This window comes from Rheinheimera sp. EpRS3, from assembly GCF_001513785.1.
GTDB lineage: Bacteria > Pseudomonadota > Gammaproteobacteria > Enterobacterales > Alteromonadaceae > Alishewanella.
Map to the genome: position 1 here is coordinate 179,935 of NZ_LNQS01000009.1, position 25,229 is coordinate 205,163.

Sequence of the window (25,229 nt, forward strand, 5' to 3'; positions counted from 1 at the left end):
ATGACGTTACCGGTGTTTGCTATTGCTGTCGCACTATTGCTGGCAGCGCTCGTATTTGCTGCCATCTGGTGGCTGGGGCGCATACAACGCAACTGGCAGCATCAATTACAGCAACTGGAGCAGCAGCTTGACTTTAAAGCGCAGCAACTGGGGCAAACCCGGCACGAATTGGAAGAGCTAAGAGCCGGTGTAATTGGGGTTGGGCAACGCGTATTGCAGCTAGACGCTAATATAGCCAACGTTAACCAGCAACTGCAGGCGCTGGCGGATAAACAGCAAGCACTGGAGCTTACCGATCCTGAGTCAAAAATATACAGCCGGGCGATGAAAATGGTACAGCTGGGGGCCGATTTAGATGAAATTATCCGCGAATGCGAATTGCCGCGGGCTGAAGCTGAACTACTGTACAACCTGCATCAGGCAAAAAAATAGTGTTAATTTAAGCTCAGCTTTTAATATCTATACGCTGGTGAATATTATGCCAGTTTTCCGGAAACTTGCCCTGCAATACATATGAAAACGCAATCAGCTCCGCAATAACAATATAGAGTTGTTGTGGAATTTGCTCACCCAGTTCCAACTTAGTCAGCAGTTTGCTTAATTCTTCATCCTGATGAATTAACACGCCATGTTCACGCGCCAGCGCAACGATTTCATCTGCCAGCTCTGCATGGCCCTGCGCCGTTACGGTAGGCGCCTGTTTGCCTTCGTATTGCAGTGCAGTGGCGCTGCGCTGCGTTTTGTTGCCATCGTTTGCCACGAATGCTCCTTATACTTTAATCGCCAACAGGCTGTTGGCGCGGGGTAAAATGGTGTCGGGTATTTTACCCAGTGTACACTCTGCCTGCGTAACGTCTAACCCCTGGGCTTTGCAGCGATCACTAAGCAAAGGTAAAAAGCGGTCAGCCTGCTGCTTAGCTTGCACTTCGTCGGTATAAAACTGTAGCTGTAATTGTTGCTGCTGTAACTTTGCTACCACCATCAGTTGGCCCAGCTGTTTTAAATCAAACTTCATCGTCAGCTGCCATAGTGTTTGTTTTTCGCCATTTTGCTTGCCATCTGCCTCGCGTTGTTCCAGCAACAACTGGCTAAACACACTCTGGCCGCCTTGTTGCATCGGTAACTGCAGTAACAGCTGTTGCGTTTGCGCATTGTTATTGTCCAGTGCGGCCAGTTGGCTTTGTTGCAGCGTGCTGCTATGGCCGGCCAGTTGGCGCAGCAAATTGCTGGCCTGGCCCGGCTCCAGTTGGCTGATCAGTTGTGCCAGCGGTTTATTCGCTGGTTGCGTTGCAGCAGAAAGGGGTTTTTGTAGTAGGTGGCCAAGCAGCAGTTGTATCGCTGCAGCCAAAGCACCGCCACTGGTTTGGGCGGTAGCAGAAGGTTGTAGCGGTTGAAACTGCAGCAGGCTGGTTAACTGGTTAACTAGCTGTTGTGGCGACAGCACTTTATCAGCTCCCGGCTGGCTATGTCGTACCAGTTGCAAAATATGCTGCACCGCTTGTGGCAGCTCTGGCAGGCTGGCCAGGGTATCTGCCTGCATCGGCATCAGTGGCAGTAAGTGGCGCCATGCCTGCTGCACCAGCTGTTGTGTTTGTTGTGTCAGCGGCATTTGTAGTGTGTTGGCTGGCGTTTTTGCAGTATTGCCGCTGCTGTCGGTATTAAATTGCAACGCCCTGCTAAGGGCCTCCGGCATTATGGTTACACTGGCAGAGGTTTTAACCGGTTGCAGCAATAATTGCCACTGGCTGGCCTGTTGTTGTAATTGCAGTTGGTAGGGTTGTGTGCCTGCATTTACGCTGCCAGACAGCTGGCTTAGCAGCTGTTGTGCCGCCGCAGGTATGGTAGCGCTGCTCCTGACCGGTTGATTAAACAGCTGCAGTAGTTGTTGTAGCACTGCGGTTTGTTCGGCTTTATTCAGGGTTATTGGTGTTGCGGGCAAGTTGGCATTAACCACAGTGCCAGGCGCTTTAATATTGGCTGGCTGTATTTGTAGCTGCAGTACCAGTTGCTGGCGCTCTGTTTTGATATCCAGCAGCACCTGTGGTGGGGCTGTTTTCGCATCGGCAGATAATAAGCTGAGGGCGCCACTGTTGGACAATTGTTGCATAAGTGCCGCCTGAGCGTTGGCAGATAGCCGCACTACAGCGCCATTACCAAGTTGCAGCGCCAGACCTTGCGGCTGCTGTAACACATTAACCGGCAGTTGCGTTAGCGCTGCAGGTTGCGGATTTAACCCGGGCAAACCGGCAGATAACACAGAGGATAACAGTTGCTGCACCTGTGCCGCACTCAGTGTCAGCTTAACTGGCGCTGAGGCAGGCTGCAGTATCAGTTGCAACTGGCCATTGTTTTGCGGTAAAAATTGTAGCTGCACATTTGCCTGCAGGCTGGTAGCTTGCGGGGGCGTGCTTTGTGTTGCCATGCCAGGTGTAGCGGCTAAAGCTGTTTGCACACTGGCTTGCAGCATTGCCTGCACATTGGCTGGCAAATTAGCTGGTAAGGTAATTTGCAGCGGCGCTTGCGCTGCCGGCAACCGCAGGCCAAACTGGCCGTTTGTCAGCTGTTGTACCTGAGCCTGATATACCTGCGCCACCACCAGCTTTAATACTGCCGGGTCAGCTTTTTGCCCCGGACTCAGCTGAAAAAGCTTATCCAGATTGATCTGGTTCATATTTTGCCTGTTTTGTTCTGTAGTGCACTATCGCTGCATTCGTATTATGACGTCAATATGGTAATATGCGCGCAATTTTTCCTATCGTCGATAGCCAGAGGCCAGTGATTAAACATCAGCCCTTTTCTGTACCAGTTGGCCAGTTGCTGCTGCAGGCTCAGTCACTTAGCTGTATCCGGCAGGACCGCGTGCTGTTTGAGCAGTTGTCATTGCAGGTGCATGCCGGTGAGCTACTACAGGTAGCCGGTAAAAATGGCGCCGGTAAAAGCTCTTTACTGCGCTTGCTTGCTGGCCTGGCCACTCCCGATGAAGGGCAACTGCTTTATTGCCAACAGCCTGTAGCTGATGTTGCCACAGATTATGCTGCGAACCTGTGTTATATCGGCCACCAGAGCGGTATTCATGAGCAATTAACGGCACTGGAAAATCTGGCATTCTGGCGCGCTGCGGCAGAGCTGCCACCGGCCGATGATTTTGCCCTGCTGGCTACACTTGGGCTGGCCGGACTGGAAGATATTCCCTGTCGTATGTTGTCTGCGGGGCAACAGCGGCGGGTGTCGCTGGCGCGGTTATGGTTCAGCCACAGCCAGTTGTGGATTTTAGATGAACCCTTTACTGCCCTGGACCAATCAGCTATTGCGATGTTGCAGCAGTTTTTCCTGCAGCACTTAACCTGCGGTGGCGCCATTATTCTGACCACGCACCAGCCGCTTAGCATGGTGTATGACGGTCTTAACACTGTGGAGCTGGCTTACCGATGGTAACACTGGGACCTTTTTTAAAGCGTGAGCTGCGTTTGCTGGCCCGGCAAAAAGCTGACTGGTTAAACCCGGTGCTGTTTTTTATTATCGTGCTGAGCTTATTTCCGCTGGGGGTTGGGCCAGAGCCTAATTTGCTGCGTATTATCGCACCCGGTGTAATTTGGATAGCAGCATTGCTGAGCGTGCTGCTGGCCGCTGAACGGCTGTTTAAAGACGATTATCGCAACGGTGTGGTAGAGCAACTGGTGGCGTCACGCCAGCCTCTGCTGGCATTTGTACTGGCAAAATTGCTGGCAAACTGGCTAAGCACCGGCTTACCACTGGTGTTGTTATCGCCTTTGGTTGCGCTGTTGCTTAATGTGGATATGCCCAGCTTTATCGCTATGTTACTGACATTGCTGCTGGGCACGCCGCTGCTGAGTTTACTCAGTGTGCTTGGCGCAGCACTTACGGTATCGGCCGATAAAGGCGGCATTTTACTGGCACTGCTGATTCTGCCCCTGTATATTCCGCTGTTAATATTCGCCAGTGCGGCGATGGAAGCGGCCAGTATGGCGCTGCCGTATCACGGACAACTTGCCGTGATGCTTGCTATGTTGTTGTTTGCGTTGGCATTGGTACCGGTTGCGGTGACCAGTGCACTGAAAATAAATGTGAGCTGATATGTTTAAATGGTTGCATCCTTACGCTAAGCCTGAAACCGTTTACCACCTGTGTGGCCGCCTTATGCCATGGCTAATGGGCGCTGCGCTGCTATTGCTGTTGCTGGGTAATATCTGGGGGCTGGCATTTACACCACCCGATTACCAGCAGGGCGACAGTTACCGCATTATTCATTTGCATGTTCCGTCTGCCATTATGTCGATGGGTACTTATTCGGCTATGGCGATAGCAGCCTTTATTGCGCTGGTATGGCAGGTAAAAGTAGTGCAGTGGTCAGTGCTGGCTATTGCGCCTATAGGCGCGGTATATACCGCTATAGCGCTTATTACCGGCATGGCCTGGGGCAAGCCGATGTGGGGCACCTGGTGGGTATGGGATGCCCGTTTAACGTCAGAGCTTATTCTGTTGTTTCTTTATCTTGGTGTAATAGCCTTAAGCGGTGCTTTTTCAGACCGGCAAACCGGGGCCAAGGTGGCTTCTTTGCTGGCTGTGGTGGGGGTTATTAACCTGCCTATTATTCATTTTTCGGTAGAATGGTGGAACACTTTGCACCAGGGCGCGTCTATAACCAAGTTTGCCAAACCGTCTATCGACCCAAGCATGCTGTGGCCACTGCTAATCAGCATACTGGCATTTAAAATATTAATGCTGGCGCTGCTATGTGTGCGGTTACGTACTGCAATACTGGTAAATGAACAGCACCGGCCCTGGGTTAAAGCGCTGGCAGGAGATTAATTATGCATTTTCAGTCATGGGCAGAATTTTGGGCAATGGGTGGTTATGGCCTGTTTGTCTGGTTATCTTTTGGTAGCAGCTATGTCATGCTGGCCGCCTTAGCCTGGTACAGTCACTATCAGCATAAACAATTTAAGCGTCAGCTTAGTGCAAAGCTGGCCCGGGAAAAACGTATTAAGCAGTATCAGGAGCAAGCACAATAATGCAGCCAAGACGTCAGAAACGCCTGTTTGCCATCGTGTTAGTTATTGGTTTATTAACCGGCGCCGTGGCTGCAATGCTTTACGCATTACAGCAAAATATTGACTTGTTTTATACACCATCACAGTTAGTTGATGGTTTGGGCGAGGGCAAAATAAAACCGCAGGTTGGGCAGCGTTTGCGCATTGGTGGCATGGTGGTAGAAGGGTCTGTTAAACGCGACCCGGACTCACTGAAAGTCAGTTTTGATCTGGTTGATACCGGCCCGCTGGTTACCGTGATATACGAAGGTATACTGCCGGATTTATTTCGTGAAGGGCAGGGTATAGTGGCACAAGGGGTGTTGCAAGATGCGACAACCATTAAGGCGTCAGAAGTACTGGCCAAGCACGATGAGGAATATATGCCGCCGGAAGTTGCCGAAGCATTAAAAGGTATTAAGCATGTACCGCCGTCACAGCAGCCTGTCAGCGGGAGTTATTAATGATCGTTGAAGCCGGTCAGCTGGCGCTGACATTTGCCTTTGCGTTATCGCTGTTGCTGGCAATTATCCCGTTGTATGGCAGTTTTGTAGCTAACCCACGCATGCTACTGCTGGCCAAACCGTTGGCATTAGGCCAGTTTTTGTTTTGTTTGCTGGCAATGCTGGCACTAATTTATGCCTTTCGCACCAACGATTTTACCGTTGTGAATGTGGCGCAAAACTCCAGTAGCACCTTACCCTGGTATTATCAGATCACGGCCAGCTTTGGCTCGCATGAAGGCTCTATGCTGTTGTGGGTACTGATGCTGGCAGGCTGGACAGCCTTGGTTGCACAATTTTCCAAAGCCTTACCTTTACTGTTGTTGGGTCGTATTCTGGGTATTTTGGGTGTGATCTGTGTCGGTTTTATTGCCTTCTCACTTTTTATGTCTAATCCGTTTGAACGCAGCCTGCCATTTTTTCCGGTAGAAGGGCGCGATCTTAACCCGCTGTTGCAGGATTTTGGCATGATCATGCACCCGCCCACGTTATACATGGGCTATGTGGGGTTTGCTGTGGCTTTTGCCTTTGCTATAGCGGCCCTGATGGGCGGCCGCTTTGATAGTGTCTGGGCCCGTTGGGTACAGCCCTGGGCGCTGGCAGCCTGGTTGTTTCTTACGCTGGGTATTATGCTGGGTAGCTGGTGGGCGTATAACGAACTGGGCTGGGGCGGCTGGTGGTTCTGGGATCCGGTAGAAAACGCCTCTTTTATGCCCTGGCTGGCCGGTACGGCATTAATTCACAGCCTGGCGGTAACAGAAAAACGTGGCACCTTTAAAAGCTGGACAGTATTGCTGGCACTGGCTGCCTTTGCGCTTAGCCTGGTAGGGGCCTTTTTGGTACGCTCCGGTGTGCTGGTATCAGTGCACTCATTTGCTACAGATCCGGGCCGAGGCATGTACCTGCTGGTTTTCTTGTTGTTGGTAGTGGGCGGTTCGCTGCTGTTATATGGTATGCGGATGAATTCTGTACGCTCGCAGGCACGCTATCAGCTGTTTTCACGCGAAATGATGCTTTGGGGCAATAATATATTTCTGCTGACAGCCTGCTTAATTGTGTTTCTGGGTACTTTATTTCCGTTGTTTCACAAAGAACTGGGCTTAGGCTCTATCTCTATCGGCGAGCCGTTTTTTAATCAGATGTTTTATTACCTGACAATTCCGTTTGCATTGATGCTGGGCTTAGGCCCCTGGGTACGCTGGAAGCAGCAACAATTTACGCCATTGGTTAAGCCGCTTGGTCTGGTATTCGTAGCCGCCTTGATCCTGGCGCTTGGCGTATTGGCCAGTATGCAAAGTGTGCAAGCTAACCTGGCGTTACTGGGTATGCTGTTGGGCGCCTGGGTTGGCGTATCGGCACTGGCAGAGGTGATGTTACGGATGCGCCAGTTTGGTTCAGTAACGCAGGGTCTGACCAAACTTAATGCCAGCCATTATGGTATGACACTGGCACATATTGGTTTTGCCGTGCTGGTGATAGGTGTTGCTATGACCAAAACGTACACCGAAGAGCGCGATGTACGGATGCAGGAGGGCGATACTGCCACACTGGCCGGTTATCAGTTTACGCTGGTAGATGTATATGATCTGGACGGGCCAAATTATGGCGGCCAGGCAGCAGAGCTGGATGTGCGTAAAGATGGCGGTTACGTTACGCACTTGCACGCAGAAAAACGTTTCTACCGCATTCAGCGCACTATTATGACGGAAGCGGCGGTACACGCCCGCTTAAGCCGTGATTTATATGTGTCTCTGGGAGAAGAATTACCCGGTAATGCCTGGGCATTGCGTATTCAGGTTAAGCCTTTTGTGCGCTGGATTTGGCTGGGCGGTTTATTGATGACTTTAGGCGCTTTACTGGCGCTGGCAGATAAACGCTACCGGCGTAAAACGCCACCGGCAACAACGCAAGAGGTAGCCAATGCGTAAGCTGTTTTTTTATGTTCCGTTGGTGTTGTTTCTGGCGCTGACAGTATTTTTGCTCAGCGGCTTATTTTCCGATCCGCGTGAGCGTGAATCAGCCAGTCTGAATAAAGCCTTACCTGAATTTGCCCTGGCCGATTTAATGCAGCCACAACAGATCTGGACGCCGCAGCAACTGCACGGCGAAACCTTTTTGCTTAATGTCTGGGGTACCTGGTGCCCAACCTGTAATGCCGAACTGGGTTATTTGACCGAACTGCGCAAACAGGGCATTAAAATTGTCGGTTTGTATTATGAGCTGCCGCGCGATCCGGCTTTTGATGCACCTTTTAATCTTAAAGTATTGCAGCAGGATGTCGCGCAGAAACTGCAGCAAAACGGCGATCCTTATCAGTTTAATATCCTCGATCTGGAACGGCGCTTATCGCTGGATTTAGGTGTAAGCGGCGCGCCGGAAACCTTTCTTATCGACAGTAATGGCATAGTACGGGCCCACCATATTGGTGATATTAATCCGCAGATATGGCGTGCCAAACTGGCACCTTTATATCAGCAATGGAGCCAGCCATGAAATACGCTATTGGCACACTGTTATTGTTGCTAAGCGCTGTACTGAATGCGCAGGAGATGCTGCAGTTTGACAACGACAGCCAGCGCGATTTATACCGCAGCTTAACGGCAGAGCTGCGCTGCCCGCAGTGCCAGAACCAGAATATTGCCGATTCCAACGCCATAGTGGCAGTGGATATGCGGCAAAAAACCTATGAGTTGGTGCGTCAGGGCCAGGAGCGGCAACAGGTATTAGATTATATGATCAACCGCTACGGCGACTTTGTGCATTATCAGCCACCGCTGAACCGTTACACGCTGTGGTTATGGTTATCACCAGTGCTGATGCTGACGTTATTGCTCGGCACCGCTATTTACCGGCGTAGTAAGCAATCACAACAAAACGTTGATACCCAAAGCGAGTTGAATACTGAGCTGGATCAGCTGATTAAACGTTACCGGAGTAAAAAGCCATGATGTGGCCGTTGTTATCTGCTGCTGTACTGATGTCATTGTTAAGTGCAACTGTGTTGTTCTGGCCCAGACGCAGTAAAGAGTTACCCCTGCAAACTCCGGCGCAATTATTTGAAGAGCGCTTGCAATTGCTGGCGTTGGCACGTGATGCCGGTGAGCTGGCCGAACAGGATTTTGACAGCGCAGCACAAGAGCTGAAAAGCCAGTTTTTACTACAACAGCAACAACTGCAGCAAACAGGCAACATAACAACAAACTGGCGTTTGCCATTGGTATTATTCAGCTTTACTTTGCTAATCGTTGCAGCCGTGTATGCCAGTAGTGGCCATTACCGCCAGTTGCAGCAGTGGCAGCATGCTCAGCAGAATTTATCCCAGTATGGCGAGCGGGCATTGCTAAACCAGGGCGAGCCGTTGTCAGATCAGGAAGTAGAACTGTTTGCCCTGGCGCTGCGTACCCGCTTAGCCAATGAAGGCGATGACGCCGTAGCCTGGATGTTGCTGGGCCGTATTCGTATGTCACAGGGCGTGCTGGAGCAAGCGGTAGCCGCCTTTGAAAAAGCGCTGCAATTAACGCCTGAACGTGTACCGTTACTGCTGAGCTATGCTCAAGCACTGATTTTATTAGGCGATGACGATAGCCTGGCCAGAGCCGGGCGAGCGGTAGCCCGGGTGTTAAGCCGCGATGCTGAAAATACCGATGCGTTATCGCTGATGGCACTGATCGCCTATGAAAAAGGTGATTTAACCGAAGCTGCCAGTGCCTGGCAGATTTTGTTGCGGCAACTGCCAACAGACGATCCGCGTTATGCTGCTGTGCAGCAACGCTTAGCAGAGCTGAATATTGATGTAATGCCAGAAGGTCGCCAGATTAGTGTAACCTTGTATGTTGATCCGGCACTGGCGCAGGCTAACCCAAACGCCAGCCTGTTTTTGTTTGCTAAAGCGGTTGAGGGGGCAGCGCTACCGCTGGCGGTGCAGCGAATTCCGTTGCCTTCCGGCGAGCAGCAACTGGTGCTGACAGAACAAATGGCTATGCAGCAGGGCTGGAGCCTGGCCAATGCTGACAAGGTACAGGTTATTGCCCGTATGTCGTTGTCAGGTACTGTTGAGCAGCGCCCCGGAGATATTCAAACGGCTTCAGACGTTTTATCGTTTGCTGACGACTCTTTGCTTTCTGTTTCGTTAACACTGGAACCTTAATATGCGTAAATCTTCGTGTGTTGTCGCGTTGTTACCTTTAATGCTGCTGATGAGTGGCTGTGCCAGTAAGCCTGATAACAGCCAGGCTGCACAGCAGCATGCTAATTACCATGACAGCCGGGACCCGCTGGAAACGATCAACCGGCCACTGTGGGATTTTAACTACGACATTCTGGATAAATATTTGCTGCGCCCGGCCACTGTGGGTTATATGACCGTAGTACCCAAACCGGCACGTAAAGGTTTGGTCAATGTCGCCAATAACCTCAGTGAACCCGCCAGCTTTTTAAACGGTACCCTGCAGGCAAAACCAGACCGAGCCGCCATCAGTGCTGGTCGTTTTCTGGTAAACAGCACACTTGGCTTGTTTGGCCTGTTTGATGTGGCAACCAAAATAGGTCTGGTAGAGCAGGGTGAAGATTTTAGCCAGACACTGGCGGTGTGGGGCGTAGGCGATGGCCCGTATTTGATGGTGCCGGCACTTGGTCCTACTACCGTGCGGGGCACGGCAGGTGGCTTAGTCGATAACCTTTATTTTCCGCTGGGGCTGTTGAATACACCACTTACCCTTACCCGGGCAGTTATCAATGCACTAGATGGCCGTGAACAGCTGATGTCGATGGAGAATTTGTTGGAAGAGTCACTGGATCCTTACGCCTTTATTAAAGAATCCTACTACCAGCGCCAGCTGTTTAAAATATACGATGGTAATCCGCCAAAACAGGAAGAGCCTGAAGTGGATGAAAGTGTATTTGATGACTTACTCGACGATCTTGAGTAATTAACTGAAAACAGCACTAGCTAAACCGGGCCCAGGCCCGGTTTAGCGTTTAAAGCCAATGCGAAAACCGCCCCAGTGCCTGCCGTTTACCATAATAGGTACTGACAAATCATGTAGAATTTCGCCGGTGTCACGTTTGTAGGTTTGCAATAGCATGGTTTCGGTATGGCTGCCGCAGCGGCTGCCGGTGCGGTCGCTAAAAATCCGTTTAGTGCGGTTTTGCAGTAAGTCTTTATCGTAGTTGCCGGTTAACGGCTGGCTGAATTTCTTATTATGGGTGGGAAAATATCCTTTACGGTCTACTGCGCCGGCATAAAGTACGTTGTTATGCCGGTTTAATATTGGCTCTTGTATAGCCGGTAAAAACTGATCAGTAAAGCTATCGTAGCCGGTATGAAACTTTGGCGGGTTGCTACCTGCTATTGGTTGGTATTTTTCGGCAAACAATGCCTCCATACTCAGGCGGCCATCGGCAACCGCCTGGCTTAACAACTGGCCAATAGCGTTGGCGGCTTGTCTGGCCTCGGCCAGAATAGGGCTGAAAAAACTGTGTTCGCTTAAGGTGCTAAGTTCGCGGTAAACACTTTCGGTTTCTACTGACAGCTCTACGGCCTGCTGCGCAACAGAATCGCCTTTCTGGCCAATCGTTTTTAATGCGGTGCTGATATTGGCGATGGAATGGGCCAGCTGTTCACTGGTATGTTCCAGATCGGTACTCACTTGTTCAATTTGCCCCAGTGTTTGTGAAGAACCGCCGATCTGCTGGTTAATGTCGTTAAACCCCGCAGCAACCTGCAGTAATTCCTGTTGCACTTGCTCGCCGGCTTGTTGCAGTTGGCTCATCTGGCTGGCGGTATGCTGGCTCTGATCACGGATATCGCTGAGCATAGCGGCAATATCTTTAGTGGCGGTAGCTGTTTTGCCGGCAAGGGTTCTTACTTCATCTGCTACAACGGCAAAACCACGGCCTTGTTCGCCGGCACGTGCGGCTTCAATGGCTGCGTTTAACGCCAGTAAGTTGGTTTGCTCGGCTACAGTATTAATTACTTCAGTAATACGCTGAATGTTGTCACTGCTGCTGCGCAGCTTCGCCAGTTGTAACGCTGCATCACTCACGGCTGTTACCAGAGCTTTAATATTATTAACACCGGACTCCAGCAGGTTATCGGCTTGTTGTGAGGCAGCAGCGGTTTGTTGCAGTGTACTGCCAATACTTTGTAGTGAGCGGGTCAGTTCATTTCCGGTGCTGGCCAGACGGTTACTCACGTCAGCAATTTTGCTGCTGTCATCACCGCTGTGCTGAATATCTTTAATCAGGCTATCAATATAAAACGACACTTCAGCCGCGCCAATAGCCATTTTTGACGTGGCCTCGGTAATATTATCTGCAGTTTTTGCCAGCGCTTCATTCTTGCCATCACTAACCGGCTGCACTGCTGCTACCGGCCAGTAAAAAAACAGCAGTAACATTATGCCTGCCAGTGTTAACGCCAGTATGGCAGAAGAGGTTGCGGCAAAACTTATTGCCTGCACCAACAGAACAGCAAACACCAGCAAAGCAGGTTTGGTACTTTTAAGTTGCATAAGCATCCCGTGGCACAACAAAAATAAAACTATAGATTATTTTCTGAGTGTTCGGAAATTCTGCTGTACTGTCAATCACCTGTTGTGCTGCTAAGACTAAAGTCTATTGGCAATTATCCAGTGCCGGGCAGTTGGTTGCTATTAAAACGGTTAGCCTCGGCCTGTATTGTTCTGACAGTTAAGGCTGCGATCATCAAAAAGAGTTGCACTTTTTATACAAAGATCCCGTAGTATTAGCTGACGAAAGTTCTGTTACAGCATGGAGTGGGATATGTTCAGAAATAGTTTGTTGGCATTAGCAAGTTGCGGTTTGCTATGTGCGTGGGCCGAGGCTGCGACGCAGCCGGTAAGAATTATTCTGACATTGCAGCCAGAGGTGAGCGCCAGTAGCTTTGAACCGCAATTGTTGTCGGTACAGGGCGTAGCGAAAAGTAAATCGCAGCCACTGCGCCGTTATCAGCATTTGCCACAATTGGCGGTAGCCACATTAGCCAGTGGTGCCGACGTCGATAAAGCCATCGCTGAATATCAGAGTATGCCCGGCGTAAAAGCGGCAGAGCTGGATCATAAAGTACGTAAAACGGCTATTCCCAATGATCCACGCTTTGCTCAGCAGTGGCATCTTGGTGCAGGTAAAGGCATTAATGCCATAGAGGCTTGGGATCAAACTACCGGTGACAATGAACTGGTGGTTGCGGTTATCGATACCGGGGTGGATTATTTGCACGCTGATTTAACCGCTAATATCTGGCAAAACCCCGGCGAAATCGCCGGTGATGGCATAGATAACGACAATAATGGCTATATTGATGATGTCCGTGGCATAAACCCGGCAGATGACAACGTTGATGCCATGGATGAAGACGGCCATGGTACTGTTATTGCGGGTATTATTTCTGCCAGTACTAATAATAATGTCGGTGTGGCCGGGATTAACTGGAACGTAAAAATTCTGCCGTGTCGCTTTATGGATGTAAACGGCGATGGCTTTATCAGTGACGCCATAGAGTGTCTGGATTACGTACTGGATTTAAAGCTGAATCATAACGTTAATATCGTTGCCAGCAACAACTCCTGGGGCGCGGCTATTGATTCTCAGGCGTTATACAACGCCATAGCAGCACACAACGATGCCGGTATTTTATTTGTTGCCAGTGCCGGTAACGAAAACAGCCAGGCGAAGTTTTATCCGGCAGCCTTTGATTTGCCTAGTATTATCAGCGTTACCGCACACGACGAACAAGGCAATAAAGCCGACTTTGCTAACTACGGCCGTGACTGGGTAAGTTTATCTGCGCCCGGCGTAGAAATTATTTCTACTGATTTGGATAACGGCTATGCCAGTGCATCGGGGACTTCTATGGCTGCACCTATGGTAGCAGCCGTAGCGGCGTTGGCTAAAGCCGCCGAGCCCGCACTGACAATGCAGCAATTGCGCGGCCGCTTGCTGGTGTCTGGCCAGGTTGCCACCGATGCTCTGCTGGCAGAACAAACTGTTAGCGGTAATTTATTGCTGGCCAGTGGCGCCGGCCAAAGCGGGGCGCTTAGCTGTGTTAATGCGCAGCTCCAACGGCGTATGTTGCCGGTAACCGATGTCGTATATCTTGCGGCAAATACCGCTATTGATTTAAAAGTGCTGAGCATTAATTGCGATGGTAATGGCGTGCCGGTGAATATCACTCAGGGCGGCAATACGTTAGTGCTGGCTGACAACGGCATAGCACCAGATGTTAACAGTGGCGACGCGGTGTACAGCACAAGCTGGACTTTTGCTGGTAATGATACCAGCCTGATATTTCCTGATGGCACTGTTGAGGTGCGGCTGCGTAATAACGACTACTGCAGCGTAAATAATGTCAGCGAAATTCCGTTAGCTGAGTGCATAGCGCTGACTGATTTATATTACGACACCGCAGGACAAAACTGGTTAAACCGGACAAATTGGCTGCAAAATAACACCCCATGTAACTGGTATGGCGTTAGTTGCAGTGCCGGGCGTGTAATATCTGTAGAGCTTGCCGCTAATGGCCTGACTGGCACTTTACCGGCCAGCATTGGCGGATTAACAGAACTACAGGAACTGGATCTGAATTCTAATAGTCTACAGGGCAATCTGCCACTGGCACTGGCTCAGCTTATTAAGCTGGAACGGTTGCAGCTATGGAGTAATGCTATTGAAGGTACTATACCAGCCCAGCTTGGTAATTTGCCGGTATTACAGCTACTGGATATATCTGCAAACCGTTTTAGTGGCAGTATCCCCGCGGCTTTGGGTAATTTAACAGCGCTGCAGGCATTATATCTGGAAAGCAATTTATTAAGTGGTGCTGTACCCTCTGCACTGGGGCAGCTTAGCCAGCTAAGGGCGTTGTGGTTAAGCGATAATATCCTTAGCGGCACCTTGCCACAAAGCTTTACAGCACTAACGCTGATGGAGAACTTCAGGTTTGATGATACCGATCTGTGCCCGCCGACAGATCAGCAATTTACAAACTGGTTGCAGCAAATAGAAACAGTGGTAGTAAATGCCGATTGTGGCAATGACAATACTGCCCCTGTGGTATCAGCAGGCTCAGCGCAGCAGGTAAGCAGCGGCGCTACAGTGCAATTGCTGGCAACTGCGACAGACAGTGATGCTGACAATCTTACCTATCAGTGGCAGCAAACCGGCGGCCCCCAGGTAAACCTTAGTAGCACTACTGCTTTAAACACCAGCTTTACTGCACCAGCGGTAAGTGCACAAACACATTTACTTTTTCGCTTTACTGCCAATGACGGCACCGTTAGTAGCAGTGCTGAAGTCGTTATTACGGTGAACCCGGCAAGTTCAGGCGGCGGCAGCGGTACCGACAACGGTGGCGGTTCAGGTGGTGGTAGTTTCGGTATTATTTGGTTGTTATTACTGACAATGATCTACCGTTGCAGGCTTGGCAAGGCAGAATAAAGCTCCTACAATGCCCGCCGGTATTTAACAGGCGGGCATAATGGTAAGCAGAAAAGGGGTAAGAGTGCGGCAGTATTTTCTGGCAATAGCCTGTTTGTTTAGCAGCTCTGTGATGGCTGAGGTTGAACTTGCACCTCTGGTAGTCGATTTCGACGAGTATTTTGCCGCTAACCTGACTGAACAAAAAATTCCGGGTGGCGCTTACGCCATAGTGCGCGGCAATAAAATTATTGCTACCGCTGGCTTTGGTGTACGCCAGTTGGGTACTAAAGATCCGGTAGATCCATACACCGTATTTCGTATTGCTTCGGTATCAAAAACTTTTGCCGCCGGCCTGGCCAGTATAGTGGCAGCGCAGGGGCATTTTAACTGGGACGATAACGTGACCCGTTATTTACCGGAGTTTAGTTTTAAAAGTAAGCGTTACAATCAACAGCTAAAAGTAGAACATTTATTGTCACAAAGCACCGGTGTTATGGCCAATGCCTATGACAACCTGATAGAAGCCGATTTACTGCCTGAGCGTATTCTGCCACAGTTCAATAAAATTGATCCCTTGTGTGCCCCAGGCCAGTGCTATGGCTACCAAAATGTGTTGTTTAGCTTAATTGAACCTATCATGCAGCAAACCACCGGTAAAACCTATGCCGAGCTGATGCAGGAGCATATTTTTACGCCGCTGCAACTGCCAACCGCTTCTGTGGGGCTGGATGGCTTTTTCAGCACAGAAAACCGCGCTATGCCGCATGTGCGTGCCCGTGGTAGCTGGCACGGTACCAAAGTAGCAGAAAGCTATTACCGTTTTGGCCCGGCAGCCGGTGTTAATGCCAGTGCGGTAGACCTAGGCTACTGGTTAATTGCACAGCTTGGGCATAACCCGGCAGTGTTGCCAGACAGCTTACTGGAAAAAATTACCGCTAAAAGGGTTAAAACACGGCGTGATTTAAGACGCAAAGAGTGGCGTCGTTACCTGACCGATGCCCACTATGCGCTGGGCTGGCGGGTGTACCAGTTTGGCCAGGACGAGCTTATTTACCACGGTGGCTGGGTAAAGGGGTATCGCGCTGAAATTGCTTATTCACGTGAACATCAACTAGGTCTGGTAATGCTTATTAATGCCGAATCTAATGTAATGAATGAAATGGGCACTTATTTCTGGTCTGGTATGCTGACGGCTATTCACCAGCATGAGCGGGAAGCTGAGCAAGCTATTGAATAGCCAAAGAAACAAGCTTTGACACAGCCAGATCACAATACTGCGATCTGGCTACAGTTTGCTAAGGCCGTACTGCAATCACTTCAATTTCTACCAGCATACCTTCAACCACTAAACCGGCAATTTGCAACGCAGAGCGCGCAGGCAGGTTAGGTTGTTGTTCAGTACCAAAAAACTGCGTATAGCCCTGCATAAAACCGCTAAAATCCATTTTGCCATCCAGTGCCGGATCGCCTACCAGAAATACTGTCATTTTTACTACATCGCCCATACCAAGGCCTTTGCTTTTCAGGCTGGCCTCAATTTGGCTTAGTACGCTGACAGTTTGCTGCTCGGTGTTGCCCCAGTAAGCGGCGCTGTTTTTTTCCGCTTTAGGGTTCAGTGATGCCGGTACTTTACCACTTTCATATATTACGGCTTTACCTGCTGGCACTTCTACCGCCGCAGCAATTGGAAAGCTGCTGTTATTGGGCAGTGAATAGCGTTTAATCTCGGCAGCAGTGCTACTGTGGCTAAACGCAAATAATGCAGCGGCAAAACAAAAACTCAGTTTCATGGGGTTGTCCTTACTAACGGTTGGGTAGGGGGTAAGCTGTCAATATAGGCCACCACATCAGCTATGGCCTGTTCATTGGGTAAACTCTGGGCAAATTGGCGCATTATCTGGCCATAGCTATCGTCGCTTTGGTTACCGCGCCAGCCGTTTTTAAATGCGCTTAGTTGTTGTACCAGATACCAGTTGTGCTGGCCTGCCAGCGGCGGGGCATTTAGTTGAACATTGCCCTCACCGTTCGCGCCATGGCACGTCTGGCACTGCTGATATAATTTTTGTCCTTGCTGTAAATCGGCCTGGTCACTGAGGCTGGCTGATAATTTAACCGGTGCCTGACGGCGTATAAAAGCAATGGCCTGTTCTATTTCTGCGTCGGTCATGCTATTTGCAACAGCCTGCATTTCTTTGCCGTGTGCGTCGTCTGCGGCGCTACCGCGCCAGTTGTTACGAAAGGCAATAAACTGCTGGCGCAGATACCAGTCGGGCAAAATACTCAGGTTAGGGGCTTTAATCGCAGCGTTACCTTGCGCCGCCGAGCCATGGCAAACCAGGCAATATTGCGCATCGGGTTGTTTAGAATCTGCCAGGGCAGCGCTGCTGAGCAGCATAAACAGTAGCCAGATTTTATTCATGCCCGGGCTCCAGTACTGCGCAGCGCTTCCCGTCGTGCAATATCGGCCAGGGCATGCCAGGCCGAGCGCACCGCGCCTTCCTGCCAGCCCGGGTGTAAACTTAACTGGTCGCCAATCAGATAATGGTTTCCGGCCGGAGCCTGCAGCAGTTTAAAGCCGGTTTTTTGTAACTCTTCTGTCCATACCGCGCCACAGCCAAGCATATGGTTCATCCGTTGCCAGCAAACACTAACACCGTTTTCAATATGTTGGGCATAATTAGCGTGCACCTTAGCGCCCTGCGCAATAGCAGTGGCAAGGCGTTGCTGATGTGTCATAGCGGCAAAGCGGTCAGAAATCTGCGGCTCCCAGCTGTAAGCACCCAGCAAAATACCTTTGGCTTTAAAAGCATCATGGTGCGGATACCATATTTGGGTGATGTCTTGTTTAGTCCAGCTAATACCGCTGTAAATGTCTTCCTGCTCCCAGAAGCGCTGTTTGGCTTGCAGGCCAATTTTGGTCAGCTTGCCGCGGCCCAGCTGGCGCATTATCGCAACATAATCTGTAGGTAAGTTATTCTCTATGCCGCTTACCAGTTGGGCTGGTATGCAGTTAAGGCAGTAATCGGCTTTTTCTGTATAGCTTTCGCCGTGTTTCAGGTAGGTTACGGCAACACCCTGGGGTTGCAGCTGAATATTACTGACCTGGCAATGCAGTTGAATGGGCGTCGTTAGCTGGCGTAAAAACGCTTTTACGATGCTGTCCATGCCACCACTTGGTGTCATTAATGCAGGCGCCTGATCGGCAATTTCAGCAAAATGCATGGCGCCGGTGCAAAAGTCACTACGCAGCAGATCGGGTAATGGCCTTGGTTGTTTCAGTATGGCCGGGCTGGTAACACCACCGGCAGCATAACCGGCGCGCTCGGTGCCGCGATAAGTGAAATTTGAGTCCAGATCACCGTAAGCTTGGGCAAACTGAATAAATTTATCTAAGTCTTGTTCGTCAAAGGGCTGATCCAGTGTGCTGCCAGCAGTGGCCGATTTAGCCAGTAACTCACCGATAAAACCGCGCATATCAGCTTCGTATTCGCGTATTCGTACTGGCTGGCCGTTAAAGGCTGCGTCGTCCTGAGTATAGCAGTTTTTATTATGATTACTGAATAACTGCAGCTCTACGCCAAGCGTGCGGCAGTAATGCAAAATGCCGGTATGGTGCGCCGGAATACGTGCTGCACCGGCATTAAAATACAGGTTTGGCGCATCGTCAAACGGGCAAATTTGTGGTGTACCCAACTCGTCGATAAAATCGCCATGACGAAGTGTCAGTACTCTGCCGCCGATGCGGTGCGATGCTTCCAGAATTTTACAGCTGTAGCCGGCCCGTTCCAGCTCATAGGCAGCGGTCAGGCCGCTGATCCCTGCGCCAAGGATCAGCACTTTACGGTTTTTACCCTGCAGCGGTTTTAACGTTACCGGGCTTGCGCTAACCGGCGTATTAGTCAGGCCGAAGATGCCTGCCGCACCCAGCACCGCCGAGCTGCTGCCTGCTTTAGCCAGCAAGCCCAGACACTGGCGCCTTGTAAGTGGTGCATTAAAGTAGTTACTCATCGTTGGTTTATCCTGCAGGCAAGCTGCACTAAGTGAGTAAAAGCGTTTTGCCAATACCAGCTTAGTGCAGCAATAGTACTTTGCCGCAGTGCCTGCTTAATAAACAGGCACTGCATTGGCTACGACATCAGAATGTATACACCGCCCGCACGTAGTACATACCGCCGTTAAAACCGTACGGTGTGGTAGTAGGGTATTTAGCACCGGCTTCACCACCGTAAGGGTTTTCATCCGGGTATTTGTTAAAGGCGTTTTGCGCACCCAGTACCAACTCCAGCGAAGGTAAAACCTTATAGCCTAACTCCAGGTCAACGGTAACGGCTGAACCTTCGTCAATGCTCAGCGAGCCATCATCCAGATGGGCTTCCCAGAATGAACCGTAATAGTTAAGCCGTGCCAGCGCACGCCAGCTGTTTTCCTCATGAGTAAATGACAGGCTGCCACGGGTGTTTGGCAGGTTATCTTCCAGTTGCCGTACCTTGGTGTCATTTACGTTGGTGGTTAACGGATCAAGGGTCACCTCAGTATCATTCCAGTTAAACACCAGGTTCACTTTGCTGCGGCCACGGCCTAAATCCAGATCCTGGCTTACCACCAAATCTACCCCTTGCGTGCGGGTATCAAAGTCGTTGGTAAAAAATAAAATACTGGAATAACTGGTTGCGTCTGTTACGCCCATCGCCAGTAGCGCGGCAATATCGTCTTCGTCTAACGTTAGCGGCGAGGTCTGGCTTAAACGGTCAGTTACCTTAATGTTGTAGTAATCCAGTGATACATGCGTAGTGCCGAAATTCATTACCGTACCCAACGAGAAGTTTTCAGACTCTTCCGGTTTTAACGGTTTACCGCCTTTTTGGATAGATATCGGGTTATCCGGTGGCAAAGTGGCCTGATCTTCCAGCCCATTCGGGCCAAAGGCGGTGGTTACGTTAATAACTTTACTTTGGCCGATGGTGGGAGCGCGAAAGCCGGTGCCTGCAGCTGCACGCAGCGAAATGCTGTCAGTCAGGTTATACAATGCAGACACTTTCCAGTTAGTGGTATCGCCAAAGTCGGTAAAGTCTTCGTAGCGCAGTGCGCCGTTTAACATTAAATCATCGGTAACCCAGGCCGAGGCATCGGTATAAAACGACAGGTTACGGCGGGTAAATACCCCGGCGGCTTCCGGTTTAAAGCCCGGAAAACCATTAGAGCCGATACCAAAGCCCTGGCTGGCCAGCGGGCCAACGGTAAAAGAAGCAACATCGCCAGCTTTTACTTCAAAGATATCCTCACGCCATTCAACACCACCGGCTAACACTAAAAACTCTGCCAGGCCAACATCAAACTCGCGGAACATATCCAGGTTCAGGCCAATTTCGGTTTGTACATAAGTGCCGGGATCAAATGTTGTTGGGGTTTCCGGCCCCATTGACGGGTTAATGGTGTTTTTGATACTAAAATCTGCCTGGCTGCGGCCATAAGTGGCACTCATATCAAACATAATATCGTTGATCCACTCGCCCTTTACACCACCTGCAATAGAGGCGTCGTACACCGTACCGCCAAAGCGCGGGGTAAAGCCCCCCGGTAACATTTCGGTAAAGGCCCAGCAATTGTCATCTGCAGTTATTGCTGCTAAATCAGACGCAATCGGAATACCATTCTCATCCAGACGCAGCGCCGGGCAACTTACACCGTCATCCGGGGTTAAGTCGCCAACCAGCACCGTATCATAATTTACGCCATCTACCGTAACCGGTGAGCCGTCATAAACGCCGCTGCGGTTAGTCGGGTTACGATAGTAAAAGCCACCTTCTACTTCGCGTTTGGCATAGTTACCAAAAGCGTATGCTTCTTTGTCGTTGCCTAACTCCAGTTCAATGTTAGCAAACAGCTTTAAATCGTCTTTAATTTGCGGTGAGCCCCAAATTTGCGCCGGATCGGCTACTTCGGTATTGCCTGCCGCAATTAACCCGGCAGCGTCATCGCGTTGCACACTGCGGCTGGTAGCATCAGCGGTGCGGTATTCAAAACTAAAGTTAGCCGAGCCTTTGTCGGTAAAGGGCAGGCCAATATTACCGGCAAACTGGTCGCTGGCTCCGCCATCATAATATTCGCCCCATTTGGCTTCCAGCATGCCGCCTTCACTGGCATTCTTCAGCTGAAAGTTCAATACCCCTGCAATGGCGTCAGAGCCATATTGTGCCGCTGCACCGTCGCGCAGTACTTCTACCTGGCGAATAGCAATGGCAGGGATCACCGAAATATCCGGCCCCTGGGCACCATCAGAAATACCGCCACCTAAAAAGGCAATAACGGCAGCCCGGTGCCGGCGTTTACCGTTTACCAACACCAGTGTTTGATCCGGGCCTAAACCGCGCAGGTTAGCCGGGCGGATCAGCGTGGCAGCATCACTTATCGGCTGGGCATTAATATTAAAACTGGGCACCATAGTGCTCAGTAAGTTAAGCATGTCGGAGTTACCCTGGTTGGTAAACTCCTCACCGCCGATAATGTCTATCGGTACCGGTGATTCGCCTACAGAGCGAGGCGCCGATCTTGAGCCTACCACCGCAATTTTCTCTACTGCTTCAGCCTCTTGTTCAGCCGCGTCTTGTGCCCACGCTTGCGGTTGAACCAGCATTGCCATTCCTACTGAACCAAAAAGCGCAACTTTAATGCCTAGTGCTACAGAGTTTTTCTTATAGTTCATCTTTGTTCCCACCTTAGTTATTCTTTATTTAAAAGTGATTATTATCAAAGTGTTAAAAGACAAAAGCGTTACATTGTTATGCGCTTTGGTAGCAAGAATGCAAAGATTGTGCGCAAAATATCCACGTATCTGTTTTGGGAATGAACAAAATCATTAAGGTAGGCTGATTTAAAATGGCTTTTGTTAACAATTAGAGCGGAGGTGCTTACGCTAACAGGCACAGGCGCAAGCGTGCCGTTAACAAATTAGCGGGTAAAAAGATGTAAAAAAATTTCCAGCGGCTTTTTGTAGTAGTGATTTATCGTTAACCTGCGCTGAAATATCACCCCATAACGGGGCAATACGCGCTCAGATGGTGCGACCAACGTTTTGCATCAAATTGGTGCTTTTTGATACACATCCAGCAGAAAATCGATACTGATAACAGGCAGGCTGGCAGCAAACTGCTGCTTTTGTTCGGCGCTGAATTTCCACGCCAGCGGTACCATTTGTACCAGTGCCAGCACATCGGCAGGGTGCTCAAATGTCAGGTTATATTGCAAACGCTGGCGCTTAATATGAGTAAAGCCAGCAATGCTGTCGATGCTGTCGCTGTGCAAGCGCACTTGTTCATACACCGCTTGTTTTATCTGCAGCAAATGCTCAGGCCCTGGGGTTACGGTAATTAAGTGGCCGCCGGCGTTAATCAGCCGCTTTAACTCTTCAGCTTTAGACGGCGCGTAAATACGTACCACGGTATCAAAAAAATCTGCTGCAAACGGCAGCTGGTAAGCACTGGCCACGCTAAAACTGATATCGCTACCTGCAGCTTTGGCGGCAAATTTAATCGCGCTTTTTGAGATATCAACCCCATACACTGCGGCATCGGGCACTGCCTGTTTCAGCTGTGTGGTGTAGTAACCCTCGCCACAGCCTAAATCCAGTACACATTTGGGGGCTACTGCGGCCAGAGTCTGGCTTACTGCCTGAGCCAGCGGGGCATACCAGCCAGCTTGTAAAAAAGCGCGCCGTGCCAGCATCATATCTTTGTTATCACCTGGGTCTTTAGAGTTTTTTTGCTGCACCGGCAACAGGTTAACATAGCCCTCACGGGCAATATCAAAGCTGTGGCGGTTGGCGCATTGGTACTGTTTATTGTTAAGCATCAGTGGGTTTTGGCAAAGCGGGCACAGGTACATAGTGAAGTCTGGCTGGGAAAAAGGCCGCTAGTTTAGCAGCACAGCAGTGTTTTCGCCAAAGCCTTGCTATAATGGCGGCATTGTTTAAGCAGCATTGTGTTGGTGATAAAACTCCAGCACGATAAAGCTGGCCGGTTAGAACCTGCTGCGCACAGCCAAAGAGTGTCTGAGTGAGCGCGTAAGCGTGAGCGAGTTGCTTTGGCGAGCACAGCAGCGTTGTAACGCAAGGCCAGCGACAACACTGATGTTAATACCGGAGCACCAATGCAAGATTTGGAATTATGGACGCTGGACGAACTATGTGACCATGCGTTTGATATCTTTGAAGAGCTGGCGTCAGAAAACCTGTCAGCCGAAGATTATGCACTTTATCAACAACATTACGAAAGCCGTGGCTACGCCGATTTGGCTATTCCCGGTGAAGACTGGGTAGAAATGATGATGCAAGATCTGGAGCCCGAGTTGCATTATGAAGCGCAAATTGGCTTAACCGGCGAAAACGGCGCTGCCGATATGGTGCTGGCGCGCATACTGCTTAGCCGCGAAAAATATGATTCTTTATGTCATGCCCAGTGGCGGAGCCACTAAAATAGATAGACGGCGCGGCCAGTAAGTTAGCTTTATATGACGCAAATAAAAAGGGTCGGCATTGCCGACCCTTTTAACGTTAATGCACGCCGTGCATACGTTTTTTCAGCCAGGGGCTGATACACAACATAAACACGCCAATACCAATACCAACGTAAAGCAAGAAACTAAACAGTTCGGTATAGCCTGCCAGTGCTGCACTTACTTCAACGGTTTCTCCGGCCGGTACTTCAATCGCCGCCAGTTTCGCCAGTTGGGTGGCTAATAACTCAGAGTAAGCCGTAGCCAGGAACCAGGCACCCATCATTACGCCCACCACTTTATGCACTGCCAGCTTGGTTACTGCCGATAAACCCACCGGAGATAAACACAGCTCGCCCATAGTGTGTAACATATAAGCCAATACCATCCAGCCTGCGCCAACCAAGCCCGCTTCGTTAGGGAACTGAGCACCCAGTACCAAAGCACCGAAACCTAAACCAGCCTGGATAATACCCAGCGCAAATTTAACCGGGGTGCTTGGCTCCATATTGCGTTTGGCCAGGAAAATCCACAACCAGGCAAAGAACGGTGCCAGCGTAATAATAAACATCGGGTTTAATGCGCCGTACTGGCCTGCGGTGGTAGAAAAACCAAACACTTCGCGATCCATTACCCGGTCAGCGTATAAGGTCATCGACGAGGCGGATTGCTCAAACAATGCCCAGAACACCACCGTTGAAATGGTCAGCACTATTAATACCATCATCCGGTCGCGCTCTTCTTTAGTACACTGCGTCACCATAAACCAGATAATACCCACCAACACCACAAAAGATAAACCCAGTAAAGTGTTATGTACCACAGGGTTGTATTGCACCAGTTGCCACATTACAAACAGCGCAGGTATGGTGGCCAGGTAAATCAGCCATTCGCGATCAAGGCCAGCAAATACTTTTTCTTTCAACAGGGCAGGGTTAGACGGCTCTGCATAGCCATACAGGTATTTCTGCCCGGCTAAAAACACAATTAAACCCAGTACCATACCAATACCAGCCAGGCCAAAACCATAGCCCCAGCCATAGCTTTCGCCTATATAGGTTACCAGTAAGGTGGCAATAAAAGAGCCGGTATTAATACCCATATAAAAGATAGTAAAGCCAGAATCACGCCGGGCATCTTCCTTACCGTACAACTGGCCCACTATGGTAGAGATGTTCGGCTTTAAAAAGCCTACGCCCATAATGATCAGCGCCAGCGAGAAGTAAAATACCTGTATGGCGCCGGTATCCTGCACAATTACGCCGTTTTCCACATAAGCCTGAAAGCCTTCGTAGGCCAGGCCCAAATGGCCCAGACACAGCAAAATGGCACCAAAGGTAACGGCTTTACGCATACCCAGATAGCGGTCTGCCAGCATACCGCCGATAACCGGCATAGCGTAAACCAGGCCAGCATAGCTGCCTAACACATCCAGGCCACCGGCATCGCTGAATAAGTGATACTTTGTTAAATACAACAACAGCAGGTATTTCATACCGTAGAAGGAGAAGCGTTCCCACATTTCGGTGAGAAAGCACACATAAAGCCCGACCGGATGGCCGAGAAATTGCGGCTGGTTGGCATTCGCCGCCGCAACAGTGCTTGATTCAGTCATGGAGTCCCCAGAGTTTTATTAGAATTATGTGCCTTGCTTGCTGCGCAAAGCTCAGCGGATTATGCAGATGTGCGGCAATCTTGTCATCACCCGCCACGGTGTTAACAGATAAAAACCACAAAATTACCGTTG

The 25,229-nt window shown here is 50.1% G+C and carries 23 protein-coding genes; 14 read left to right on the forward strand and 9 right to left on the reverse strand.

Annotated features, from left to right (window positions below):
* Complete coding sequence (locus tag AR688_RS13245) at positions 1-432, forward strand: DUF2802 domain-containing protein (RefSeq protein WP_068234643.1); 432 nt, start codon at positions 1-3, stop codon at positions 430-432.
* A 13-nt stretch (positions 433-445) separates the two neighbouring features.
* On the opposite strand, the gene AR688_RS13250 is transcribed toward AR688_RS13245, so the two are convergent.
* Both AR688_RS13250 and AR688_RS13255 read right to left on the reverse strand, forming a co-directional pair.
* On the reverse strand, positions 446-760 hold the full coding sequence (locus AR688_RS13250; RefSeq protein WP_068234646.1) for an EscU/YscU/HrcU family type III secretion system export apparatus switch protein: 315 nt from the start codon (positions 758-760) through the stop codon (positions 446-448).
* Positions 761-769: 9 nt separating this feature from the next.
* Positions 770-2,671, reverse strand: coding sequence for a flagellar hook-length control protein FliK (locus AR688_RS13255; protein ID WP_068234649.1), 1,902 nt, complete (start codon positions 2,669-2,671; stop codon positions 770-772).
* Positions 2,672-2,736: 65 nt separating this feature from the next.
* On the opposite strand from AR688_RS13255, the gene ccmA reads away from it, so the two are divergent.
* Genes ccmA through AR688_RS13305 form a run of 10 tightly spaced genes read left to right on the forward strand, consistent with a single transcriptional unit; the run spans position 2,737 to position 10,482 of the window.
* A complete protein-coding gene (gene ccmA / locus AR688_RS13260) occupies positions 2,737-3,435 on the forward strand; it encodes a cytochrome c biogenesis heme-transporting ATPase CcmA (protein WP_082694774.1) in 699 nt (232 codons plus the stop codon).
* Positions 3,429-4,094 carry a heme exporter protein CcmB gene (ccmB, locus tag AR688_RS13265; RefSeq protein ID WP_068234652.1) on the forward strand — a complete coding sequence of 222 codons (666 nt, stop codon included), beginning with the start codon at positions 3,429-3,431 and terminating at the stop codon, positions 4,092-4,094. Before ccmA ends, ccmB begins: the two co-directional genes overlap by 7 nt.
* Position 4,095: 1 nt before the next feature.
* Entirely contained in the window at positions 4,096-4,830 is a 735-nt protein-coding gene (locus AR688_RS13270; RefSeq protein WP_068234654.1) for a heme ABC transporter permease, read from the forward strand.
* A 2-nt stretch (positions 4,831-4,832) separates the two neighbouring features.
* Complete coding sequence (gene ccmD / locus AR688_RS13275) at positions 4,833-5,033, forward strand: heme exporter protein CcmD (protein WP_068234657.1); 201 nt, start codon at positions 4,833-4,835, stop codon at positions 5,031-5,033.
* Positions 5,033-5,515 carry a cytochrome c maturation protein CcmE gene (gene ccmE / locus AR688_RS13280; RefSeq protein ID WP_068234660.1) on the forward strand — a complete coding sequence of 161 codons (483 nt, stop codon included), beginning with the start codon at positions 5,033-5,035 and terminating at the stop codon, positions 5,513-5,515. Before ccmD ends, ccmE begins: the two co-directional genes overlap by 1 nt.
* Positions 5,515-7,482 carry a heme lyase CcmF/NrfE family subunit gene (locus AR688_RS13285; RefSeq protein ID WP_068234663.1) on the forward strand — a complete coding sequence of 656 codons (1,968 nt, stop codon included), beginning with the start codon at positions 5,515-5,517 and terminating at the stop codon, positions 7,480-7,482. Before ccmE ends, AR688_RS13285 begins: the two co-directional genes overlap by 1 nt.
* Positions 7,475-8,047, forward strand: a complete 573-nt coding sequence (locus tag AR688_RS13290; RefSeq protein WP_068234666.1) for a DsbE family thiol:disulfide interchange protein — start codon at positions 7,475-7,477, stop codon at positions 8,045-8,047. Before AR688_RS13285 ends, AR688_RS13290 begins: the two co-directional genes overlap by 8 nt.
* Complete coding sequence (locus AR688_RS13295) at positions 8,044-8,502, forward strand: cytochrome c-type biogenesis protein (RefSeq protein ID WP_068234668.1); 459 nt, start codon at positions 8,044-8,046, stop codon at positions 8,500-8,502. Before AR688_RS13290 ends, AR688_RS13295 begins: the two co-directional genes overlap by 4 nt.
* Complete coding sequence (locus AR688_RS13300) at positions 8,499-9,701, forward strand: tetratricopeptide repeat protein (protein WP_068234671.1); 1,203 nt, start codon at positions 8,499-8,501, stop codon at positions 9,699-9,701. The genes AR688_RS13295 and AR688_RS13300 overlap by 4 nt, the downstream gene beginning before the upstream one ends.
* A gap of 1 nt (position 9,702) precedes the next feature.
* A complete protein-coding gene (locus tag AR688_RS13305) occupies positions 9,703-10,482 on the forward strand; it encodes an MlaA family lipoprotein (RefSeq protein ID WP_068234675.1) in 780 nt (259 codons plus the stop codon).
* Positions 10,483-10,524: 42 nt separating this feature from the next.
* Here AR688_RS13305 and AR688_RS13310 read toward each other — a convergent pair whose 3' ends face one another.
* The gene (locus tag AR688_RS13310; RefSeq protein WP_068234680.1) at positions 10,525-12,066 is read right to left on the reverse strand and encodes a methyl-accepting chemotaxis protein; all 1,542 of its coding nucleotides are present in this window, start codon (positions 12,064-12,066) and stop codon (positions 10,525-10,527) included.
* Positions 12,067-12,337: 271 nt separating this feature from the next.
* Here AR688_RS13310 and AR688_RS13315 point away from each other — a divergent pair, with 271 nt between their 5' ends.
* Positions 12,338-15,010 (forward strand): S8 family peptidase, encoded by a 2,673-nt coding sequence (locus AR688_RS13315; RefSeq protein WP_068234683.1) that lies wholly within the window; start codon positions 12,338-12,340, stop codon positions 15,008-15,010.
* 40 nt (positions 15,011-15,050) lie between these two features.
* The gene (locus AR688_RS13320; protein WP_082694776.1) at positions 15,051-16,229 is read left to right on the forward strand and encodes a serine hydrolase domain-containing protein; all 1,179 of its coding nucleotides are present in this window, start codon (positions 15,051-15,053) and stop codon (positions 16,227-16,229) included.
* A 58-nt stretch (positions 16,230-16,287) separates the two neighbouring features.
* On the opposite strand, the gene AR688_RS13325 is transcribed toward AR688_RS13320, so the two are convergent.
* From AR688_RS13325 to rlmA, 5 genes are all read right to left on the reverse strand, one after another.
* Positions 16,288-16,782: a RidA family protein gene (locus AR688_RS13325; RefSeq protein WP_068234686.1), complete on the reverse strand. Its 495-nt coding sequence runs from the start codon at positions 16,780-16,782 to the stop codon at positions 16,288-16,290.
* Complete coding sequence (locus tag AR688_RS13330; RefSeq protein WP_068234689.1) at positions 16,779-17,411, reverse strand: c-type cytochrome; 633 nt, start codon at positions 17,409-17,411, stop codon at positions 16,779-16,781. Before AR688_RS13330 ends, AR688_RS13325 begins: the two co-directional genes overlap by 4 nt.
* Entirely contained in the window at positions 17,408-19,000 is a 1,593-nt protein-coding gene (locus tag AR688_RS13335; protein ID WP_068234692.1) for a flavin monoamine oxidase family protein, read from the reverse strand. The genes AR688_RS13330 and AR688_RS13335 overlap by 4 nt, the downstream gene beginning before the upstream one ends.
* A 127-nt stretch (positions 19,001-19,127) precedes the next feature.
* Complete coding sequence (locus AR688_RS13340) at positions 19,128-21,695, reverse strand: TonB-dependent receptor plug domain-containing protein (RefSeq protein WP_068234694.1); 2,568 nt, start codon at positions 21,693-21,695, stop codon at positions 19,128-19,130.
* 374 nt (positions 21,696-22,069) lie between these two features.
* Positions 22,070-22,873: a 23S rRNA (guanine(745)-N(1))-methyltransferase gene (gene rlmA / locus AR688_RS13345; RefSeq protein ID WP_068234697.1), complete on the reverse strand. Its 804-nt coding sequence runs from the start codon at positions 22,871-22,873 to the stop codon at positions 22,070-22,072.
* 264 nt (positions 22,874-23,137) lie between these two features.
* Here rlmA and AR688_RS13350 point away from each other — a divergent pair, with 264 nt between their 5' ends.
* Entirely contained in the window at positions 23,138-23,461 is a 324-nt protein-coding gene (locus AR688_RS13350; RefSeq protein WP_068234700.1) for a DUF440 family protein, read from the forward strand.
* 79 nt (positions 23,462-23,540) lie between these two features.
* On the opposite strand, the gene AR688_RS13355 is transcribed toward AR688_RS13350, so the two are convergent.
* Positions 23,541-25,097: a peptide MFS transporter gene (locus AR688_RS13355; RefSeq protein WP_068234702.1), complete on the reverse strand. Its 1,557-nt coding sequence runs from the start codon at positions 25,095-25,097 to the stop codon at positions 23,541-23,543.
* Between the last annotated feature and the right edge of the window lie 132 nt (positions 25,098-25,229).

Bases quoted from the DNA above. Each gene is read 5' to 3' on its own strand.
- AR688_RS13245 (WP_068234643.1), top strand. From the start codon at position 1: ATGACGTTACCGGTGTTTGCTATTGCTGTCGCACTATTGCTGGCAGCG.
- AR688_RS13255 (WP_068234649.1), bottom strand. From the start codon at position 2,671: ATGAACCAGATCAATCTGGATAAGCTTTTTCAGCTGAGTCCGGGGCAA.
- ccmA (WP_082694774.1), top strand. From the start codon at position 2,737: ATGCGCGCAATTTTTCCTATCGTCGATAGCCAGAGGCCAGTGATTAAA.
- ccmB (WP_068234652.1), top strand. From the start codon at position 3,429: ATGGTAACACTGGGACCTTTTTTAAAGCGTGAGCTGCGTTTGCTGGCC.
- AR688_RS13270 (WP_068234654.1), top strand. From the start codon at position 4,096: ATGTTTAAATGGTTGCATCCTTACGCTAAGCCTGAAACCGTTTACCAC.
- ccmD (WP_068234657.1), top strand. From the start codon at position 4,833: ATGCATTTTCAGTCATGGGCAGAATTTTGGGCAATGGGTGGTTATGGC.
- ccmE (WP_068234660.1), top strand. From the start codon at position 5,033: ATGCAGCCAAGACGTCAGAAACGCCTGTTTGCCATCGTGTTAGTTATT.
- AR688_RS13285 (WP_068234663.1), top strand. From the start codon at position 5,515: ATGATCGTTGAAGCCGGTCAGCTGGCGCTGACATTTGCCTTTGCGTTA.
- AR688_RS13290 (WP_068234666.1), top strand. From the start codon at position 7,475: ATGCGTAAGCTGTTTTTTTATGTTCCGTTGGTGTTGTTTCTGGCGCTG.
- AR688_RS13295 (WP_068234668.1), top strand. From the start codon at position 8,044: ATGAAATACGCTATTGGCACACTGTTATTGTTGCTAAGCGCTGTACTG.
- AR688_RS13300 (WP_068234671.1), top strand. From the start codon at position 8,499: ATGATGTGGCCGTTGTTATCTGCTGCTGTACTGATGTCATTGTTAAGT.
- AR688_RS13305 (WP_068234675.1), top strand. From the start codon at position 9,703: ATGCGTAAATCTTCGTGTGTTGTCGCGTTGTTACCTTTAATGCTGCTG.
- AR688_RS13310 (WP_068234680.1), bottom strand. From the start codon at position 12,066: ATGCAACTTAAAAGTACCAAACCTGCTTTGCTGGTGTTTGCTGTTCTG.
- AR688_RS13315 (WP_068234683.1), top strand. From the start codon at position 12,338: ATGTTCAGAAATAGTTTGTTGGCATTAGCAAGTTGCGGTTTGCTATGT.
- AR688_RS13320 (WP_082694776.1), top strand. From the start codon at position 15,051: ATGGTAAGCAGAAAAGGGGTAAGAGTGCGGCAGTATTTTCTGGCAATA.
- AR688_RS13325 (WP_068234686.1), bottom strand. From the start codon at position 16,782: ATGAAACTGAGTTTTTGTTTTGCCGCTGCATTATTTGCGTTTAGCCAC.
- AR688_RS13330 (WP_068234689.1), bottom strand. From the start codon at position 17,411: ATGAATAAAATCTGGCTACTGTTTATGCTGCTCAGCAGCGCTGCCCTG.
- AR688_RS13335 (WP_068234692.1), bottom strand. From the start codon at position 19,000: ATGAGTAACTACTTTAATGCACCACTTACAAGGCGCCAGTGTCTGGGC.
- AR688_RS13340 (WP_068234694.1), bottom strand. From the start codon at position 21,695: ATGAACTATAAGAAAAACTCTGTAGCACTAGGCATTAAAGTTGCGCTT.
- rlmA (WP_068234697.1), bottom strand. From the start codon at position 22,873: ATGTACCTGTGCCCGCTTTGCCAAAACCCACTGATGCTTAACAATAAA.
- AR688_RS13350 (WP_068234700.1), top strand. From the start codon at position 23,138: ATGCAAGATTTGGAATTATGGACGCTGGACGAACTATGTGACCATGCG.
- AR688_RS13355 (WP_068234702.1), bottom strand. From the start codon at position 25,097: ATGACTGAATCAAGCACTGTTGCGGCGGCGAATGCCAACCAGCCGCAA.